15 protein-coding genes are annotated in these 20,432 nt (G+C 36.4%); 6 read left to right on the top strand and 9 right to left on the bottom strand.

The window, feature by feature from the left end:
- Window positions 1–238: 238 nt before the first annotated feature.
- On the bottom strand, window positions 239–1,933 hold the full coding sequence (locus KQI76_RS04960) for a methyl-accepting chemotaxis protein (RefSeq protein ID WP_216399211.1): 1,695 nt from the start codon (window positions 1,931–1,933) through the stop codon (window positions 239–241).
- 391 nt (window positions 1,934–2,324) lie between these two features.
- Window positions 2,325–3,230 carry a DUF2628 domain-containing protein gene (locus KQI76_RS04955; RefSeq protein WP_216399210.1) on the bottom strand — a complete coding sequence of 302 codons (906 nt, stop codon included), beginning with the start codon at window positions 3,228–3,230 and terminating at the stop codon, window positions 2,325–2,327.
- Window positions 3,231–3,716: 486 nt separating this feature from the next.
- Here KQI76_RS04955 and KQI76_RS04950 point away from each other — a divergent pair, with 486 nt between their 5' ends.
- The 3 genes from KQI76_RS04950 to KQI76_RS04940 all read left to right on the top strand — a co-directional run bounded on the left by KQI76_RS04950 (window position 3,717) and on the right by KQI76_RS04940 (window position 8,101).
- Window positions 3,717–4,187: a competence protein ComK gene (locus KQI76_RS04950; RefSeq protein ID WP_216399209.1), complete on the top strand. Its 471-nt coding sequence runs from the start codon at window positions 3,717–3,719 to the stop codon at window positions 4,185–4,187.
- 409 nt (window positions 4,188–4,596) lie between these two features.
- The gene (locus KQI76_RS04945; RefSeq protein WP_216399208.1) at window positions 4,597–6,327 is read left to right on the top strand and encodes an ABC transporter ATP-binding protein; all 1,731 of its coding nucleotides are present in this window, start codon (window positions 4,597–4,599) and stop codon (window positions 6,325–6,327) included.
- Window positions 6,314–8,101 carry an ABC transporter ATP-binding protein gene (locus KQI76_RS04940; RefSeq protein ID WP_371817652.1) on the top strand — a complete coding sequence of 596 codons (1,788 nt, stop codon included), beginning with the start codon at window positions 6,314–6,316 and terminating at the stop codon, window positions 8,099–8,101. The genes KQI76_RS04945 and KQI76_RS04940 overlap by 14 nt, the downstream gene beginning before the upstream one ends.
- Window positions 8,102–8,246: 145 nt before the next feature.
- Here the strand turns inward: KQI76_RS04940 and KQI76_RS04935 are convergent, their stop codons facing one another.
- Window positions 8,247–9,167: a DUF1672 family protein gene (locus tag KQI76_RS04935; RefSeq protein WP_216399206.1), complete on the bottom strand. Its 921-nt coding sequence runs from the start codon at window positions 9,165–9,167 to the stop codon at window positions 8,247–8,249.
- A 419-nt stretch (window positions 9,168–9,586) separates the two neighbouring features.
- On the opposite strand from KQI76_RS04935, the gene KQI76_RS04930 reads away from it, so the two are divergent.
- A complete protein-coding gene (locus KQI76_RS04930; RefSeq protein WP_216399205.1) occupies window positions 9,587–11,620 on the top strand; it encodes a cellulase family glycosylhydrolase in 2,034 nt (677 codons plus the stop codon).
- A 113-nt stretch (window positions 11,621–11,733) separates the two neighbouring features.
- On the opposite strand, the gene KQI76_RS04925 is transcribed toward KQI76_RS04930, so the two are convergent.
- On the bottom strand, window positions 11,734–11,886 hold the full coding sequence (locus KQI76_RS04925) for a YjcZ family sporulation protein (protein WP_216399204.1): 153 nt from the start codon (window positions 11,884–11,886) through the stop codon (window positions 11,734–11,736).
- 443 nt (window positions 11,887–12,329) lie between these two features.
- Between KQI76_RS04925 and KQI76_RS04920 the strand changes: the two genes are divergently transcribed.
- On the top strand, window positions 12,330–12,920 hold the full coding sequence (locus KQI76_RS04920) for a nuclease-related domain-containing protein (RefSeq protein ID WP_216399203.1): 591 nt from the start codon (window positions 12,330–12,332) through the stop codon (window positions 12,918–12,920).
- A gap of 140 nt (window positions 12,921–13,060) precedes the next feature.
- Complete coding sequence (locus KQI76_RS04915; protein ID WP_216399202.1) at window positions 13,061–13,300, top strand: hypothetical protein; 240 nt, start codon at window positions 13,061–13,063, stop codon at window positions 13,298–13,300.
- Between the two features lie 36 nt (window positions 13,301–13,336).
- Here KQI76_RS04915 and KQI76_RS04910 read toward each other — a convergent pair whose 3' ends face one another.
- The 5 genes from KQI76_RS04910 to KQI76_RS04890 are packed head-to-tail and all read right to left on the bottom strand — an operon-like array spanning window position 13,337 to window position 19,745.
- Complete coding sequence (locus KQI76_RS04910; protein ID WP_371817651.1) at window positions 13,337–15,367, bottom strand: DUF5050 domain-containing protein; 2,031 nt, start codon at window positions 15,365–15,367, stop codon at window positions 13,337–13,339.
- Window positions 15,348–16,586 carry an ABC transporter permease gene (locus tag KQI76_RS04905; protein ID WP_216399201.1) on the bottom strand — a complete coding sequence of 413 codons (1,239 nt, stop codon included), beginning with the start codon at window positions 16,584–16,586 and terminating at the stop codon, window positions 15,348–15,350. The genes KQI76_RS04910 and KQI76_RS04905 overlap by 20 nt, the downstream gene beginning before the upstream one ends.
- Window positions 16,580–17,449 carry an ATP-binding cassette domain-containing protein gene (locus KQI76_RS04900; protein ID WP_216399200.1) on the bottom strand — a complete coding sequence of 290 codons (870 nt, stop codon included), beginning with the start codon at window positions 17,447–17,449 and terminating at the stop codon, window positions 16,580–16,582. The genes KQI76_RS04905 and KQI76_RS04900 overlap by 7 nt, the downstream gene beginning before the upstream one ends.
- Window positions 17,450–17,481: 32 nt before the next feature.
- A complete protein-coding gene (locus KQI76_RS04895) occupies window positions 17,482–18,672 on the bottom strand; it encodes a WD40 repeat domain-containing protein (protein ID WP_216399199.1) in 1,191 nt (396 codons plus the stop codon).
- Between the two features lie 14 nt (window positions 18,673–18,686).
- Window positions 18,687–19,745 carry a beta-glucanase/beta-glucan synthetase gene (locus KQI76_RS04890; RefSeq protein WP_216399198.1) on the bottom strand — a complete coding sequence of 353 codons (1,059 nt, stop codon included), beginning with the start codon at window positions 19,743–19,745 and terminating at the stop codon, window positions 18,687–18,689.
- Window positions 19,746–20,432: the final 687 nt, after the last annotated feature.

Raw genomic sequence — 20,432 nt, 5'->3', positions numbered from 1 at the left:
CACGTCCTGTGGCAACGTCTAACTGACCCACATCCTGTACGCCCGAGGCCGTACCCGTGGAAAGCGTCCACCCAGAGTGTAAATCACGGAGTGACTCCACAAAAAATTTAAGAGGTGATGATTCTATTTAAATGATGATCATAAGAAAAAGGAACCCAGTATCAACTGAATTCCTTTTTCATTTTAGCTGAGTTTTGTCCCAGCCTCTAGATATGATGATAGATAATGCATTCATATCCTATAATTTAAACTGCCCAATTAATTGATTCAATTCACGAACTAGTTTCGTTAAGTCAGTAGAACTTGTTGAAATCTCTTCCATTGAGCTCGTTACTTCTTCAGCTGATGCAGATGTTTCCTCAACACCAGCAGCTGATTCTTCCGAAATTGAAGCAATCTCTTCAACTGATCCAGACAAGCTTTGACTAGTAGAAAGCATGTTTGTTAATTGATCCGTTATTTGCTGAATATCTGTTGTCATTTTACCAATTGCATTCTCAATATTGTGGAAGGTTTTACCTGTTTCCTCAATATGATTTGTTCCTTGTTGAACTTGTTGATAGCTATCTTCTAAAACGAGTTTTACAGATTCAGATTCAGATTGAATGCCAGAGGTAATCTTGGTAATATCCTGTACAGAGCTCGCAACCCCTTCAGCAAGTTTTCTAACTTCATCAGCAACTACAGCAAATCCTTTTCCTTGTTCACCTGCACGTGCCGCTTCAATTGAAGCATTCAAAGCAAGTAAGTTTGTTTGATCAGCTATATCCTGAATCACAGCAACAATATTTGATATTTCTTTAGATTGATCATTTAACCGAATGACCTTCTCAACTGATTCATGGACAATTGCATCAATTGTATGCATTTGACCAACAGAATCTTGCATTAAGCTTGCACCATTTATTGATAGATTACGTACTTCTTTAGATTCATCAGCAACAGATTTACCCAGCTCTTGGGCAACGGAAACGGTTGAAACAAATTCACTCATTCCAGTAGACAGATCCATCGCATGAGTTGCTTGTGTTTCAGATCCAGATGCTAATTCCTGCATTGTAACAGAAATTTGCTCAACACCTTCAGTTACTTCATTTGTTGTTTGTGACAATGAATCACTATGTCCATCGACCAAGTTAGAAACCTTTTGAATTTCTAATAACAATGCCCGCATATTGATCGCCATTTGATTGGCTACTTGGAAAAGTTGTCCTAATTCATCACGTCGATCAGTCTCCACCACCTCTGCTGTAAGGTCACCAGAGGCAATCGTCGACATCTGTTCAGTCAATCGTTTAACTGGTTTAGTGATCATACGTGTTGTAATAAAGGCAGCGACTATCCCTACAATAATAATTAATGTTGCAATATAGAAAGTTGCATCTAAAGTACTTTGACCCGCTTCGGTAATCTCCTCGCTTAATTGATTGATTTGTTCTCCTCGCATATCAGACAAGTCAGCAAATTCATTAATTAAAGCCATCCCGATTGGCATAATTTGATCCTCAAATAAGCTTAGGGCCTCATCTTCATTACCACTTGTATATAAATCAAAGAACTGATCTGTTAGCTGTCCCCAACGCACCTTCTGATCAATCGCCTCTTTCAATTGCTCAGAATTACTTTTTTCTAAGGCCAATTCTTCTAAAGCTATACTATCCTCAGTTTCGTCAATAAATGACTTTTGATATGTGGAATTACCCGTTAACGCAAAAGCTTGTAAATAAGTAGTGCGCTCAAGCATATTAATAGATAATTCCTCATTAATCATTAGCGTTTCCAAGCCTTCATTAATTAACTTATTTGTATTATTGTTAATTCGAGCAATGGAATTTACATTTTTCACACTCATACCAATGACCAAAATCATAATAATCCCGAAACCTAAAATTAATCGTGTACCTATTTTTTTGAAGTTAACCAGTTTACTCATTACTACACCCCTCATTTTACCCTATGACTTTTGTTCTACTCACTGATCATATCGGAAGTAGAAAGATTATTCAACAAAAGCTGACAAATATTTTTTATAAGTTTTCATTTTGGTTATTTTGACCTATGATTATAGTAACTATAGGTAAGAGGTTGTTTTGTTAATGACTAATTTATGATAGTAAAAAATACTCAGATCTTAGATAGCATAAATTGAAGTAAACACCAGTCAACCTCTATCTCTTTACGCCGATCAAACGCTTTTTTATATAGATAATTATTTCCATAAATAGAATCAATCAAGGAAGAGGTCATACCATAATAGATATGACCTCTTCCTTGATTTTCTTAACCCAAAATTTTTAAGATAGGTTTAAACAATATGCGGCTATTTAGTAAACCTCCCCCGTAACTTCAAAGTTACCCTCCCTCAATAAAACATCATCTCGATAAATCCTTACCAGATAAGTGCCAGAAATCAATTGATAGTCAATATCAGGATCATATAAATAGCTATAATAACCAGTCCATTCCGGATCAACCAGTTCCACAAACTCGGTATAAATCACTTCATTATCATCCTCAATGTAAAAGAGACGAACATCTACAGTCGTTGAGTCAATCGGTTCACCAAAATCAACCTCATAATAAATCACTTCTTCTGTAGAAAAAGTCTCCTTGATATCGGTAATACCTGATGGACCCTCATTAGTTCCAAAAACAATAGAACCACTTGAAAATAAAGTTGTTAGAATAGAGTAAATGGCCAGATAACCTACTAATATCCCCAAGACCGAAAAGATTCCTTTTTTACTCGCTCCCCCTAAATACTTGATCGTCTGCTCATCTGCTTGGGAATCTTCAAACATCACTATTTTTTCCCTTAAATGACGATAGTATAAGGAGTTTCCATATATACCTAAGCAAACGCTGATCCCCATCATTAAACCTTCATTAATCAAATCAGCCACATCATACAGTCCAGTAAAGATTGCAAAAATATCAATAGCTAAATAAATACCGAATATAATAAAAACCGGTTTATACATCTTGCGGTAGCCTAACCAAAAGATTCCGAATAAAAAGGCAGGCCAATTCCAACTCGTTGATTTCGCTGGATTATCTACACTCCCCCACTTATATTTATAAAAATCATAATTTTTCCCAACGAATTTTGACCAGATTTCTTCTTCGTCTTTCTCTGTTTCTTCGTTAGTCTCATGTATCAGCTGATGACCACATGAACTACAAAACCTTTCATTATTGACACTCTCTTCCCCACAATTTGGGCAAAACATTACGATCCCCACCCTCTCTCATATTTTAAAAAACATCCTTCATTTAAATGATTTATTTGAGTTTTCTTCCTTATTTAATCCTATATAAAGTGAAACTTCATTCAGTGAATAACTGATTCAAAACGAGGATAGATTGCCAATCTTCTGAATCTAACAAAGACATAGATCATTTAAGGGATATTATTCTTCTTGAACATTATTTTACATTAAATTACAAAATAGGATATCAAATATTCTTTACAATCATTATAACGAATTCCGTATTGGATAAAAAGGTTAAAGATACCCATTTAGGATAAGAGTAAGATTTAGTAATGGATCAGACAAAATTAATCAATGTTTCCATATATTTTAAAAAATTCTATCTAATTCTTTTGTTGTATGCTATAATACTTATTAAAGTGTCATATTTTACAATAAGGAGGGCGGAGGTCAGCATCGCAGATCTTAACTAGGTGGATATTGATAAATATCTAATACATTAAGATGGAGGCGGTTCAAATAGATCCTAGATCAGCTTATTATCGGATAAACGATCAAACATTGTATATTCGCTCTGCGAAAACTACTTATGCAGTATCTGAAATCGAGGAACTCGATGGAACACACTATACAATGCAGAAGGGCTATAAAATTATCGAGCATGCCTGTTTACGGAATGGCTCATCATATCAGGGGAGAGCACAAGCAATGAAAGAACTTTTTAATCTGAAGCAAAATCCCCCGATTCCTATTGACCCAAACCGTGATCTATATGTTTTTCCTACCCAGGCACCAAAAAACGAAGATTGCATTTGGGTCATAACAAAAAATATTAAAGAAATTGAGGAACGTGATCGCTCTTCAATTATCTATTATAAGAATGGCAAAGTATTACGTGTTCATCTTTCAAAATTTAGAATGGAAAAACTGTGTGCACATTTGTATAAATATCATCTATATTTTCGACAACCGTAACTTAAAATACTTTTAAGGATAAAGTGAGACTTCAATCATTGGGAGGGTTGGCCTACAAGTCCTAAGTCATGAAGATATTACCACAGAACCTTGTGGATTCAGGCTGACTTCCCACTATCTCCACTGACTGGGACTGGGACTGGGACTGCGGTTACTCGTCCCACCGAAGTGATTTGCGGTTACTCGTCCCAGCGAAAACATTTGATAGTCCCACAAGGGGATGATCTATAGCCCTTGAACTAATCGTGCCCATCCTGTCACTTGATCTCCCACTTACAATGCTTACCCTCCTTCAAATCCTCCAAGTGAGAGTCTTACAGACAGTTGCACTCGTTTAAAAACCCCCTTCAGTTCATTACACTTTAATTAAAAATTTAGTATAATGATAATGAAAGGGGTTTCTCAATTTATGAAAAAAGCTTTTTCCTATCTATCATCTTATAAACTACCTATGATCATTGCATTCACACTTATGCTCGTTGAATTAAGTGTTGAACTCAGCTCTCCCTTAATTATTGCACGAATTATTGATGATGGGATTCGGGTACATAATCTTCAGGAAATTTCCCATTGGGGTATTATATTAATTATTCTCGCAGCTATTAGTTTTGCTGCTGGGATCATGAATTCATTCTTAAGTGCTCACGTTAGCCAGAGCTTTGGTTATGATTTACGGCAGGCAACTTTCTCAAAGATACAAGCATTTTCCTTTAAAAATTTGAATCGTTTCCCAACATCTTCCCTGATTACCCGATTAACAAATGATGTCACACAACTCCAATCCATCGTGCACATGTCACTCCGGATTGGTAGCCGTGCCCCACTCCTTATTATTGGAAGTACTGTCCTAGCAATGTTGGTTGATTGGAAGTTATCTCTGATCTTACTTCTAACCATGCCGATACTAATCTTATTTATCGTATGGATAACTAGAAAAGGGGTCATTTTATTTCACCGTATCCAGCATCGGTTAGATCGAGTGAATAATGTCATGCGTGAGAATTTAACAGCTATGCGCTTAATTAAAGCTTTTCTGCGTAGCGATCATGAAGAAGATAACTTTGCTCAAGCAAGTATGTCATTAAGGGATTTAACGATTTATACCCTCCGGCTCATGCAAATTAGTGGACCTGTTATCATGGTTGTCATGAATTTAAGTATTTTAGTAATCCTTTGGCTGGGTCAAATTCAGATTGCTAATCAAGCAAGTAGTGTCGGTGAAGTCGTCGCAGTGATTAACTATGCAACCCGAACGATGCACTCAATTTCGATGATGTCCTTTATTTTGCTTGCTTTCTCACGTGCACAAGCATCCAAAGATCGGATTAATGATGTACTAACGGAGGAAATCGATCTGATTGAAGGTGATCAAACAATAGATCATATAAAACCGACTCAACATCAGTTGGTATTTGATCATGTTTCCTTTTCTTATCCAAATAAAGAAGCGTTGATTCTAAATAAAATTAATCTCCAAGTGAACCAAGGAGAAACAATAGCCGTTATCGGTGCGACTGGCTCTGGAAAAACAACCCTGTTTCAATTAATCCCAAGATTATATGATCCAACGGCGGGGGAAATTTTATTCAATGGGCAACCCTTACAGGCCTTAAAACTTAAAAACCTCCGTGAAAAAATTGGTTATGTCCCACAAGAAGCACGTCTTTTTTCTGGAACAGTAATGGAAAATATTCGTTGGGGAAAGCCTAAGGCAACTGATGAAGAGATTATCGAAGCGGCAAAAGCTGCCCAAATCCATGACACCATTATGAAGCAAGCAGAACAATATCAAACAATGATCGGACAACGTGGTGTTAACTTTTCAGGTGGACAAAAACAACGCCTCTCCATTGCTCGGGCACTGATTCGAAAACCAGAAATCTTGCTTTTGGACGATAGTACCAGTGCACTGGATTTGCAAACAGAGGCTAAAATCTTGGCAGCGATCAAGAGCTTGTCTTGTACAACCTTTATCATTACCCAAAAAATAACAAGCCTGCTTGAGGCTGACCAAATTATATTATTAGAAGATGGAGAAGTCTCGGCCCGTGGTGATCATCATACACTGCTAAAAACAAGTTCACTTTATCAACAGATTTATCAATCACAGTATGGCGAGGAGGTAAATGAAAATGCCTAGAGGACCTCGAATCCACCAAGCAGAACGAGCTGAACCCCAAGAACCTTTGCTAGCAATCAAGCGCATCTGGACCTATCTTTCCAGATCTAAATGGACAATTATCCTGACACTCTTCTTTGTCTCTATAGATGTCATTCTTAGACTTGTTGCACCCTTTTTACTCGGCTATGCTATCGATCATTTTTTAATTGAAACAGATCCAATTGGATTAATTCGATTAATTATTTTACTAGCCCTTGTTTATTTGGTAAATGCATTTGCATCTTGGTTTCAGTATTTTCTAATGGTTGGTATTACACAAAAAACAATCTACCGAATGCGTGAGGATCTTTTTGCAAAGCTTCATCGCCTCCCCATTCGTTTCTTTGATCAGGCACAGCACGGGGATCTGATGAGTCGCTTAACAAATGATTTGGAAACAGTCAGTCAAACGCTGAATGACTCTGTTATCCAACTATTCTCAAGTGTGCTTTCACTCATTGGCACATTAGTTTTCATGATTTATCTCAGTCCGATTTTAACGCTTGTCACCCTAACGATTGTACCTTTTTTATATTTTGGTATGAAGTGGATTACAAAAAGGACAAGAGCTTACTTTCGTAAACAACAGCAGCATTTAGGTGATTTAAATGGTTATATTGAAGAGATTATCGCAGGACAAAGTGTCGTTAAAATTTTTTCCAAAGAGGAGAGAGTGATAAGTGACTTCGAAGAAAAGAATGCCGACCTCAAAACATCGGGTTATTACGCACAAGCCTACTCTGGCTTTATTCCGAAATTGATGAATGGCTTAAACAACATTAGCTTTGCCCTAATTGCTTTTGTTGGTGGGGTTTTAGCATTAAATGATGTCGTAACAGTTGGAGTGATTGTCACCTTCACTCAGTATTCCCGTCAGTTCACCCGACCGCTCAACAATCTAGCCAACCAGTTTAATCATTTATTAGCAGCCATTGCTGGGGCAGAGCGCGTCTTCGAAATACTGGATATCCCCGATGAGAAAGAGATAGTCGATGGTGATCACTGGCAAAAGATAGATGGCGAAATTCATTTTGATCATGTTTCATTCGCTTATGATGAAGATGAAGATACAATTATTGACTTGTCCCTTTATGCAAACCCTGGTGAAACCATCGCAATAGTTGGGCCAACAGGTGCTGGAAAAACAACGATTATCAACTTGCTTTGTCGATTCTATGATCCTGACGAAGGGGTGATAACAATTGATGACTGTGATATTACGAATACAACACGCGAAACTTTGCGAAAACAAATTAGTTTCGTTCTTCAAGACCCCTTCCTCTTTAATGGAACGATTAAAGAGAACATTCGTTATGGTGATCTGAATGCGACCGATCAAGATATTGTGAATGCCGCTAAACTAGCAAACGCAGATCAATTTATTTCAAAACTACCAAATGGTTATGACACCATATTGTCACAAGAAGGAGGGGGAATTAGTCAAGGGCAAAAACAGTTGATTTCAATCGCCAGGGCTTTACTTGCAGATCCTAATATTTTAATTTTAGATGAAGCAACAAGTAGCATTGACACCGTAACAGAACTAAAAATACAAGATGCTCTAAGTACATTAATGAAAGGGCGCACAAGTGTTGTTATTGCCCATCGCCTCAACACAATTCAACAAGCAGACCGTATCTTTGTCATGAAAGATGGCCAAGTGGTTGAAAATGGTACACACCAATCTTTATTAGAAAAGAAAGGTTTTTATTATGAGCTATATAATGGACACTTTGAAGATAATGTTGGATAAAGTAACAGGTTGTTTAACCCTAAGGATTTAAGGTTAAACAACCATCCAGCTTTTCATTGCAAGATTTAATCTTCTGAACCAGATCTTGATCCGAGGTTACCCGTAACTGTACTTCCAACGTATTCATTACCATCTGATCACCTGTTTATTCTTTAATAATATAATCTGGATATGAATGACTTATAGAGTTTTCTTTATTTCCATCAGCTACACGTTTATTAATCCGATTGTCATGAAGATGAATGCCATAACTCCCATTCGGTATATCATCTGCTTCTTCGATCGCTTCAACAACAGCCTCCAACACCTCTTGACTTGGCTCAACATTTTCATCTGCCATGAATAAATGTAGGCCAAATCCAATTGCATCAGGATCAAATTCTAATACTTCAAACATCTCCCTCCAATCAGAGTGAGTCATGTCCGGCTCTTCTAAATAGGTTTTCCAAATTTCCTCTAATTGATATCTGCTGCCCGTAACAAAGTAATAAACCCTCTCGTAGCCAGCCGCACTTGTATTTTCAATCGCCTCAATCGTTTTACTCGTAAATCCATATGCTTCAGCCAAACCAGTCAATAGCTGATCCAAATTTGCAAATTCCTCCTGGTAAGCTAGCGCATATAACCCTGTTATAATCCCCCGCTCTACCTCTCCCTCGAGCGACCAAACCTGATCTGTCAATATCTTCTCATTTTGAACATCAATCGGGATAATCGCAGTGGAATAAAAGTTTGGTTCACCCACCGATTCAACAAAAACTGTTGCCCCATCGACATTGCCGACAATATTATGTACAATCACTTCGGTTTTATAGTTTTCTAAGAAGAAGTCTTTGATTGCTGCATCGACTATTTCTTTATTGTCATTTGCGATTCGGCCAGTTTTCTTTCCGTTTGGTAAGGTGTATTCTTCCCCAGTATAATCTTGAACCCTTGCGTAATACTCATCCTTTTTTGCTTCCGCCGTATCCATCCTTAAAGATTTCTCTTGTTCACCGTTCATTGAAAAGCACCCACCTAGGATCAATATCAAGCTGATAAGACCTAATCGATGAATTAGCTTCATCTCAATCCCCCTCTCTCAAACCGAGCTACATTCATCTTAGCTATTTGAAGAGGTTTTTTAAAGGTATTTTAACTAAATAATGTTAAATGATACAAAAGTAGGGGTGTATTTAATATAGTTCAGTATTACTTTGAGGATCATAAGGAAACTTCGATTCCCTCAATCTATTCTTCCTTTATTCCAAATAAACTAGTCTAGCTCTATTCTTGCATGTATATGATGTCTAATTAATACTGTTTTTTCTTAAAACAGTATTTGTTATTGTTATTATTGTAAGCGCTTACCGTTATTAGGGAGCTAAATTTACTTAATCTCATTAGAGACAGAGCTAACAAGTTAAACAGTACATTTTTTCTAAAAAAGGAGGGAAAGTGCTTCAGCTATTTTTCTTAATAAAAAATTCGAGAGGAAGATGACCATTGAAAACCAAATTCCCCGCTATTTTAATGATCACATTATTTTTCTTGATCCCAACTGTTGTGGTTTCAGCAGAAGAAAGCTATAACATTGAAGATTATGCTAAGGACATGCAGCCTGGATGGAATCTCGGGAATACCTTCGATGCTGTTGGTGAAGATGAAACGGCATGGGGAAACCCTTATGTTACTAAAGAATTGATTGAATCCATTGCCAATCAAGGCTACAAGAGTATTCGAATCCCAATTACATTTGATCAACGGATGGATGATGGTCCAAATTACCAAATTCATGAGGATTATCTCGAACGAGTTACCCAAGCTGTTGATTGGTCACTTGATGCGGGTATGAAAGTAATGATCAATATCCACCATGATTCCTGGTTATGGCTAGAGAGCGGCATGGAAAATAACCATGACGAAACAGTCGCTCGATTTGAAGCAATATGGGAACAATTAGCTGAACATTTTGAGGATTACCCGATAGATTTAATGTTTGAAAGTATCAACGAACCACGTTTTGAACCCTATGATAATGATAAAGATTTAGCCTATTTAAACGAAATAAACAGCTGTTTTTATGACATTATCCGTAATTCTGGCGGAAATAACCCTATTCGTCCAATCGTAATCCCTACCATGCATACTGGACAAGAACAAATTTATCTCGACACTTTAACAGATTGGATCAAAGAAAAAAATGATCCCTATATGATCGCAACCATTCATTATTATGGCTTCTGGCCGTTCAGTGTCAATATTGCTGGTTACACAAGATTTGATCAAGACACCGCCAATGATATTCATGAAATTTTTGATCGGGTTCATAACCAATTCACCCAAAATGGCATTCCAGTTGTAATTGGTGAGTTTGGTTTACTTGGTTTTGACCAGAATGTTTATACGATTCAACAAGGTGAAAAACTGAAATTCTTTGAATATATCATTCACTATGCTCAGGAAAAAGACTTTGTTCATATGCTTTGGGACAATGGACAACATTTTGACCGAAGCCATTATACTTGGTTTGATCAGGAATTTTTTGCTTTGATGAAAGCTAGTTTTTCTGGACGATCAGCTACGGCTGAAGCAGATTTTATTTACTTTAAGCAAGATGAAGAGATTACTGATCAACAATTAGACTTAAACTTAAATGGTCGCACATTAGTCGATGTTACTCACAATGGCCAAACTCTAATTCAAGGATCAGATTATACAATTAACGATAGCACCTTAATTTTAAAGGCAGATCTATTAAGTGATCTAATCAAGCTTGATCAAGTTGGTCTCAATACCTCTCTACAACTTGTTTTTGATCAAGGAGCAAGCTGGCGTGTTGATTTAATCACCTATCAGACACCAATCCTAAGTGAGAATGAAGACCATTACACAAAATTCAGCATTCCAACAAGATTTAATGGCGATCATTTAGCGACACTTGAAGCTGTCTATGCTGATGGCAGCCCAGCTGGTCCACAAGATTGGACTTCCTTTAAGGAATTTGCCTATGTATTTAGTCCAGATTACGATGAAGGTAAAGTCAATTTCACCTATGATGAATGGGAGAATTACAGTCGTCTCTTTGATGAAATTCGCTCAGATGAGCCAGTCACCATTCGCCTTCATTTTTGGAGTGGCACCATTCTTGATTATGAATTGGTTCGATCTGGTGACCAAGTCACTGGTTACCCCCTTGAAGCTGACCATGATGACACTGATGATGACGAAGTCGAAGATGATGAAAAAGATCAGGAAGATGATAAGGATGAAGAAGATGACCAGGTTACCGATGATGAAGATCCAAACGAAGAGGAACAACCCGCTATAGAGGAAGATGGCGATGAAGATGAAGATTCCCAGTCTCCGGAGCAAATAGAGGAGGAGAAGCCTGAAATACAAGCTAATGATGATGTTCATGATCGCACACAACTTCCAAAAACAGCGACAACCTTATTTAACATGCTAATCGCTGGATTGGGATTATTAATTATTGGTACAGCCATTTTCTTATATACCAAGAAGAAAAAAACGACTTAGGGAAGAATTCAATCTCCTTAATTAAAATGTAAAATCGCACCTCTTAAAATATTCAATCTTAAGAGGTGCTTCAACTTTTTGCATTTGATTAACTACACTTAAATCAGATCGATCTAAAATCCACACCCACCAAATGATGCACCGATGATAATTAACAAGATAAACAGAACAATCAATAGAGCAAAACCAGCGCCAAATCCTCCTGGTGCAGGAGCTGGAGCAGGAGCCGGTGTGCCACATCCTGCAGGAACACCTGTATTAGTCAAAGTTAAAACCTCCTTTTAGTCATTTCACCATTAGTATATGTCCCCCACTCATTGGTGGAAGGGACAATATCCTATTTTTAATCAGTCATTTAAAAAAATTAATACTTTTTCTTTAAAAACGATATCTGACTGATTCGTGCGTAGATCATTATGTGAACCTTGACTTAGGGAGGGAACTTTATCCCTATTGGGTATTAGCTGTGTGAATCTGGTCTTTTCAGATTATTGATCACACTTGATTCATCCGGCCCTTTCCCCTGTATGATTGAAGTGGAAGTCTTACTGACAGTTGCACTGTGGTAAAAATAACTCATAAATAAATTAACCTTGTCAAATACTTTTTATGATCTATCCTTTTTAGCTTCAAATGTTAGAATAGAGTCATACAGCGAATAAGAGATGACCAACTCGTTCATCAAATTAAACAATGTGGAGGTTTAGAAATGATAGGAAGTAAGGGAATTATATTAGGGACTAAACTATTCGGGCTTGAAGGTTTTTTAATTATCGCCCTAATTGTAGGTCTTAGTGGCTTATTTTCAATATTAAGAAAGAAAGTTAGCCGTTCTTATTTAGAAGGGCAACTAAACCAGCTGGACAAAAATATTTACCACCAAATTTCAAATGTTTCATTTGAACATCTTGATCAAAAAGTAGACCATCTTGTTCTTTCAATCTATGGTATCTTCGTCATTAAACGTGAGAATTATAATGGCCTTATTCATGGTTCTGAGAATGATGATGACTGGACTGTACAAACGAAAAAGCAAATCACTACTCTTAAGAATCCAATTAAAACAATGGAAACAACCACACAAGCAATTGCAAAGGAGCTAAAGGTAAAGGAGAAATCTGTCTACCCTATCATTGCCTTTTCTAATTCAGCCCAATTAGAAATTGATAATAAACTAATTAAAGGGCATCGTGTTAGCAATTATGACGAAATCAATCAAACGATTAAAAGTTACACAACACCACAGTTATCAAAAGATAAAATTACAGAACTGACAACATTACTGACTGATAAAGCCTAAACTTATCAATAAAAATTGGAATACTAGATTATTTCCACATCCTATTTGGACATACACCTCCTATTAAACTAGAAAAAAAGATGCATAATTCTACCTAGATATGATATGATTAAGCTATCTTTAAGAGGAGGTGTAATAGGTTGATTAAACAAAAATGCAACTTAATTGTCTTTGCTATTTACTTTGACGAAAATTATCAGGAAGAGGTTGCCTTACTCTATAGTCCTATTAGTTCTTATTATGTAATCATACCTACAAAACACATCCTAACATCAAAAAAACACAAAGGAACTACTTTTGTAACTGAATTAAAGAATGCATTCTTTATTCCAAGTGCTGATGTTGAACAAAAATTAAGAGAATGGCGTAATCGAGATTAATACGACTATTTTTCTGAAGAGGTATAACCTTATTCTTCATTCATCGATAAGTAGATTGCGATTGATTTGATATCTTTCGTTGTCTGCCCTACTTTCATAATAAATATAATCATCATCACAAATAATACTCCAGGCTGGTTTCCTTACCACTTTTTGAATGTTAGAATTGCTTAAGTCCATAGCATAAATATGATAATGATCCTGACGATTAATATAAAATAGTTGATGATCTGTTAGGAAAAACTGGGTCGTGATAATATCTGGAATTGTCACTTCCCTTTCTGTTTGAGTATCATATTTATTAATTTGATAAGCCTCATTTAGATAATAAATATATCTGCCATCATAGGCAATATTGCTAGAATATGATGCTTGAATAAGCTTATCTGTTTTTCCCGTTAGTCGATTAATTCTTCTTATTTGATTATCATCAACCACAAAATAAAGATTCTTATTATCGACAAAAAAAGAAGTGATGCCTGCAGAATCTGCCTTATCCCTTGTATGTAGACCTAAAAAGCTATCCCTAGCCATATTTGCATTCTGCTCATAGATTACTTTCTCATCAAAAGTTGTGGTATCCACTTCAATTAAGGAAAGCCGATTGGTTTGCTGATAAAAACCTGACTTATCATAATCCATTTTTATATAATAGACAAATGGACCATTCCCATATATAAAATTTTCTACGCTTGTTAAGGATGAAAAAGGACTTCTGATCAGATTTCTAATTTCTCCTGTTTCCCTATCTTCAAATACAGGTCGAATATTCTCCACATCTGTTTCATCTATATAAAAACGGTAGGAGTCATTTTCAAAGCTATGTCTAGAAATGGAATTAAAAACATCGTATTCCTTATCTACCTTATCGGGTGCATCACAAGCTGAAAGGCTGATCACAGTAATACAAAGCAATAACCTTGTCGTGAGCATTTGTAGCTGATGGCGTCTCCTTCTAGTATTCCACGCATTTGTATGATGATGAAGGATGAGTCTCCAAAAAATTATTCCGATCAAGAAATTAATAAACAGTAAGATAAACAAAGTCATCACAGGGACTTCTTTATAGATCAAGTCAAACTGATCCGTAATCGGATTGCGTTCATACTCACTTCCCCTAAAGTATCCCGTCGCAAGCATAAAACCAAGCGGTCCAGGTAATAAATATTTGCTAGAATCAAGAGTAAATAAATAATAGGGTAGCAATATGATAACCGTTGAAGAAAATAGGGTTAAAGCATATTTCTTTGTCCAAATTGAAAATAGCATAATGAACATTGCAAAAACCAAATGACCAACTATCTTTAAACCTGTCGACCATAAAAAAGTCGAGAATAATGACAAATCCTTTAGGGATGTCCCATAGTAAGAAAGGCTTTGAAGTGGATAGTCTTTATGATTTAAACCATATTTCATCTCATAAAATTGATATCTCATCATAATAGATAAAATAGAAATGATCACTACAACGACAAACACAAGCAACATTTTAACAAGAGCGTGTTCCCTTGTTCCTTTACGTAATGTCAAATGAAGAGCATACATATCAACCGTATACTCCGCACAAAAAACAGGAGCAACCAACAAGAGTAATAATAAGAGTAAACCAAAGTCTAACTGCTCTGTAGATAACAAACCGTCCCAACCATTTGTAGCTAAATAGTAGCGATTATCAGTATTTTCACGGACATACATATATTGATCAAAAATAACCTTGAATCCCTGTTCATGCGCTATGACTTTTTCTAATTCAGGAATGGAGTCATGTAATTCTTGCTCTGAAATATGCCCATCATAATAATCGTCATATACTTTTCTCAATGCTACTTGCGCATCTGAAATATGACTCGCTTCATTCTTTAATCGTTCTTCAGTTTCATCAGTATGTGGACCATTTATCAAATCTAAATAATAGTGATAATCGGAGGCGTTCAATTCTATCTCTGGATTCTTCGGTGTATCAAATAAGAAAAGGACTACCAAACTCGTCATAAAATATAAGCTAACCCATAGCCATCCTTTTTGATAAAAGAACATCTTTTTAAACTCATATCTCAAAATCGCCACTTTTGCTCACCCCAATTCGATAGACAGTATTTTTATTTTGAAAGAGGAAAATGGCCATCAGGCTAATTCCCCCATACACGAATGCAAGAAAGATAGCCGCTGTATAACTGAGCACGGGAAATCCAAAGATATTTACAAACTCCGTTCCCCTAAATAACTCACGATGAATAAGTAAATTAAATGGATTAACCACCTTCAAGATAATCCGCTCCGACCCCATAAACGCTTCTTGAAAATAAATGAATCCTAACATGAAAAATAAACAAATAATAAACGGGAGTAAAGCATTCCTAAAGAATAGAGAGATGAATAAACAGAAATATGAAACAACCAAAAAACCAATCGTCTTAACTATTAGTGATAGCAGTGCATATTCCCCTAAACTTAGATTAAGTGACGTATTTGCAAAATTTTCAATCGCATAAATCGGTAAAGATATCGCCTCTAAAGAACCAAAAAAATGAGCAAATGAAATAAAATCAATGCATCCAAACCAAAAGGATACAGCACAAACAAAGAGAGTAGTAGATAGTATTTTGACAAAAGTTGTCGCTTGTCCACCCGCTTGGGTAGTCACCAAAAGGATATCCATATCTGTTTCTTTCTCAATTATGAATACACTCATCAATGCATATAAGCAGATTAAAATAACTAAGAAGGCGGAAAAGTCATAATGAATATAATATTGGAACATTTCAGTATAGGCAAAAGAATCGATTCTCCTTCCTTGAAAACGATCCAATATTATTCTGTTTTTTTCATATTCATAATCATTCCCCATTGCCTCGAAGAAAGTTAAGTTCTCATTGGCCTTATGGACAACATCATTGGCATATTGCTTGTAGAGATAGGAATATTCCATTGGATCTACAAAATTCCACTTAAAAAATAAATGATCATTGTATAGATTACCAGTATATGTATTGGGATTATCACTATCTGTACTAGCAGTCTTATCCGCTGTTTTTTTCTCTAATGGTTGATAGATTGACATTAATGTTTCAATCTTCTGATCTGTCATAACCCCACTAAACTGTTCGTAGAAGTCGCCCCAATAAAGGTCATGCCATTTTAGATTCGTTTCCGGGGATAATAGTGATTTCTCATGATATTCACTTGAAATTTTTGCAACATTTAATAAACTAAAACAGACGATTGCAATAATAAGTGGTTTTTTCATGAAATGTTTTCGCAACTCAAACAGAAGTAGGCTCACCATTTCTCACCCTCACTAGAATAATACAGGAATACATCCTCTAAGTTAGGCTTCACATGAATTGCGCGGTCATCTGGTTTCTCGTCCGCAATCACTCTTAAATGTATGCCTTGCTCATCTCGCATCATGCGACTGATTTTTAGATCAAGCATTTCTTCTAAAGTATCATCAGTCACTGTGATAGACCACACTTTTCCTTTTATCTGATCCATAAGCTGTTGAGGGGATCCTTGCTTAATAAGTTCTCCGCTTTTAAGTAATATAACTTGATTAGCCACATGCTCAATATCTGACACAATATGTGTCGCTAACAAGACAATTCTGTTTTTTGAAAACTTCGTAATTAAATTGCGGAAACGAATTCTTTCTTGAGGGTCAAGTCCAGCTGTCGGTTCATCCAAAATTAAGATATCTGGATCATTAAGCATCGCTTGAGCAATACCAACTCGTTGACGCATCCCTCCAGATAGTGCACCAATCTTCATATCCATTGCTTCACTTAGATTCACCATTTCCAATAATTCCTTGGCTCTTTTTTCCCCCTTACCTTTAGGAATCCCTTTTAAAACAGACATATAGCGCAAAAATTCAATGACCTTAAAATCTTGATAAAATTGAGGGTACTGTGGCAAATAACCGATCTGAGATAAAAAACCAATACCAATTTTCTCAATATCACGACCATCAATTAGTATCCTACCTTGATCACTTTTTAAAATACCAACAAATATATTTATCAATGTCGTTTTCCCAGCACCATTTTCACCTAATAGACCATAAATGCCATCTTCTAAATGGGAAGAAAAATCTTTTAATGCCCACTTTTTCTTATATTTTTTTGAAACCCCTTCAAATGATATTTCCACTTATTAATGCCCCTTTTGTGAGAAAATTTAAATTAAAAGTGATCTATAATCATTTCTGTTTCTATCTCTTCTATTTTAGAACCTAATAATAAAATAACTGTCTTTGTATCATCTAAAATTTTGATTACAGGTATTTGGTAAAGGAGTGCTTCATCATCGACAGAACCTTGTAATTCTGCTACCCGCTTCCCAGTCTTTGTCTCATAGATACGGATAGTATAGTCATAATCAGTTGAACAAAAGCTTGCAAAATATGCCCCTTTATCCGATCCTGCAATTATGCCACTCTCTTTCGTTTCTGTTAATGAATGAATACTTACTTCATTCGTCCCTGATTCCATTATCATCAATCTCCCCGAAGCATTCGTTGGATCTTCAGCAAGTAAGAGCAAATCATTGTAAGGGATTAATTCCTTACAAGTATAATCTTCGAATGTTTGGTTAGATAGATTAGAGCCATCTATATTAACAATTCCAAAAGTATCATAAGAGGCCTGATCAAAATCTATTGGTAGGGTCTCTGCTTTAAAAGCAATCTGTGTCCCATCATTAGTAAAACCAATCTGTTCTAATGCGACAATATCGGAACGTTCTTCTGAATTTTCTGAGGATAGGTCAAGGACTTCCGTCTTTTTCTCCAATTCAAAATCATATAGATATAATCCTAAATCAGTTGTATAAGCCATGATTGTTCCATCATCATTAAAGGAAATTTGCTTTAATGACACTAAGAAATCATCGTCTTCCAACAATTGATTGAAATCGAAATTAGATACTGGCTCTAGCTCTTCATTATAGAAAATGCCTTGATAATTCAGATCCAATTCTGTCAAACCATCACTGGCACTTTCCACTCTTTGAATAAGGACAAAACCATTATCAATCATCCAAGCCTGTTCAATCTCCGCTGATTCATGTGAAGCTTCTGTTAGGATGCTTTCTGTTGCTAAATCATACAGATATAACTTTTTGGCAGAGATTAAAATCCTACCCTCTCCCGCATAATAGATATGGCGTATGTCCCCTTTTATTTCTTCTAAAGGCAAAGCACCTTCCATCTGTGTGCCAGGGAAAGTGAGATTTTCTTTTTTTCCTAAAGTCGTGCCAGTATCTTTATCAAAATTCCCCTCCGACTCTTGTTCTATATCAATTGTAGGGTTTGTACACCCTACAAAAACAATCATAATTAGAATCAAGATAGAAATGCCAATGCCTGATCTCACGGCTAATCCCCCCATCATTTGTATAATAAAACAGACGGTGTTTTTATAGGTGTAATCACATCTTCATAAAAATCATCAGGATTCACTGGTGTTGAAACAACATAAAAGGTACTGAAATCACCTAGTGTCTCAACATCTAGTTCGATATCAATTACAGCGACTTCGCCTTTAATCAATTTTGTTTCAAATGATCGCTTTCCATCCTGATCAGAGAGTGCTTGATGATTCAAATAAAAAGTGTTCTGATAGATTACGCCAGGATGACCGACTATCTTGAACTGTATATGTACATGACCCTGCTTATCTATTTGGAAGGTATCATCGTAATCTGATTTATCTTCAATCTCGACTATATTAAATACAGATGTCTCTAACATCTCTGAATCAATTGTGATTAATCCACCTAATCTCTTCAGCAAATCATCAGTCACAGCTTCTGTTGAAAAACGTACATCTTTCAAAAACTTATTTGTGGGAAGCTCCTCTAATTCTATTAATTTAGGATTCTCGTGAAATTCAATTGGACGCATTACTGACAAAGTATCATGATAACCACCATAAGAAGTTGCTTCTTTCATATCTGGAATAAACGAAGGATGATATACGCTAGTGATCGTTATATTAACGGTATCCCCTTTTTCTCCAGTAATCGGCGTGAAGATAAATTGAAACGGTGTATCAACATTTTCTTCTAAATCAATAATATGCATATATTGATAGTCTGAATCAGTCATATTAAGCTTATAGGGTTGTGCAATGCCATCGGTGTACACTAAAAAGCCAACATTGGTCGCTTTTCCTTCTGCTTGAACATAATAATCTAATACCACTTCATCCCCATCATAAGATAAAGGGATGACCTCATCATTATCATTTATCTCTATATTGCTGTAACCATGTGAGATAGAACCCATAATAACGGTATCTTCTTCATCTATTTCAAATGGATTTTCATTCACATCACTGATTGCTACCTGTTCTTTTTCCTCCACCCCATTATCTGCAGAGCATCCCGCGATGATGAGTAACATTAACATAAGCAAAAAACTGCTTCTAAAAAATAAACGCTTCATCAAAATATATTTCCCCTTTCCATCCCTTCTATTTGTAGAACCCTAAGCGGTATAAAGCGAAACTTCATTCAGTGGGGGGGAACCTTCAGAACCTAGATCATGTAGACCTTATCATAGGACCTGATGGATTTAGTCTGCCTTTCCCCCTCCCCAACTGATCGTTAGTACCACAAGGGTATGACCTAAAGGCCCTTGAACCAATCAGGCCGCTACCGTCAGTTGATCTCCCACTTGCAACTCTTACTCTCTTTTGATTTCTTCAAGTGGGAGACTTACTGACAGTTGCACTGCGATAAAGTGAAACTTCATTCAGTGGAGGCTTGGGCTTATAGGACCTAGGGCATATAAAACTTACCATAGGACCTGGTAGCCTTAGTTTGCCTTCCTCACGCCCACTGAATGGGACTGGGACTGCGGTTACTCGTCCCATCGAAATGATTTGCGATTACTCGTCCCACCGAAAACATTTGTTAGTACCACAAGGGTATGACCTAAAGGCCCTTGAACCAATCGGGCCGCTACTGTCAGTTGATCTCCCACTTGTAACCCTTACTCTCTTTTGATTTTTTCATGTGGGAGACTTACTGACAGTTGCACTGCGAAAAATCCAACCTTTTTCCCTTGCTAACATGAAAAATTAAGACAGCGCCACATCAGATATAAAAACTCAGCTAATACCTTTCTAAA

The sequence above is a fragment of the Amphibacillus sp. MSJ-3 genome (assembly GCF_018919165.1).
GTDB lineage: Bacteria > Bacillota > Bacilli > Bacillales > Amphibacillaceae > Amphibacillus.
The sequence above is the reverse complement of the archived record's forward strand: the minus strand, read 5'-3'. Positions and strand labels throughout refer to the sequence as shown.

Coding starts and splice junctions, on each gene's coding strand:
- KQI76_RS04960 (WP_216399211.1), bottom strand. CDS start 1,933: ATGAGTAAACTGGTTAACTTCAAAAAAATAGGTACACGATTAATTTTA.
- KQI76_RS04955 (WP_216399210.1), bottom strand. CDS start 3,230: ATGTTTTGCCCAAATTGTGGGGAAGAGAGTGTCAATAATGAAAGGTTT.
- KQI76_RS04950 (WP_216399209.1), top strand. CDS start 3,717: ATGGAGGCGGTTCAAATAGATCCTAGATCAGCTTATTATCGGATAAAC.
- KQI76_RS04945 (WP_216399208.1), top strand. CDS start 4,597: ATGAAAAAAGCTTTTTCCTATCTATCATCTTATAAACTACCTATGATC.
- KQI76_RS04940 (WP_371817652.1), top strand. CDS start 6,314: ATGAAAATGCCTAGAGGACCTCGAATCCACCAAGCAGAACGAGCTGAA.
- KQI76_RS04935 (WP_216399206.1), bottom strand. CDS start 9,167: ATGAAGCTAATTCATCGATTAGGTCTTATCAGCTTGATATTGATCCTA.
- KQI76_RS04920 (WP_216399203.1), top strand. CDS start 12,330: ATGATAGGAAGTAAGGGAATTATATTAGGGACTAAACTATTCGGGCTT.
- KQI76_RS04905 (WP_216399201.1), bottom strand. CDS start 16,586: ATGGTGAGCCTACTTCTGTTTGAGTTGCGAAAACATTTCATGAAAAAA.
- KQI76_RS04890 (WP_216399198.1), bottom strand. CDS start 19,745: ATGAAGCGTTTATTTTTTAGAAGCAGTTTTTTGCTTATGTTAATGTTA.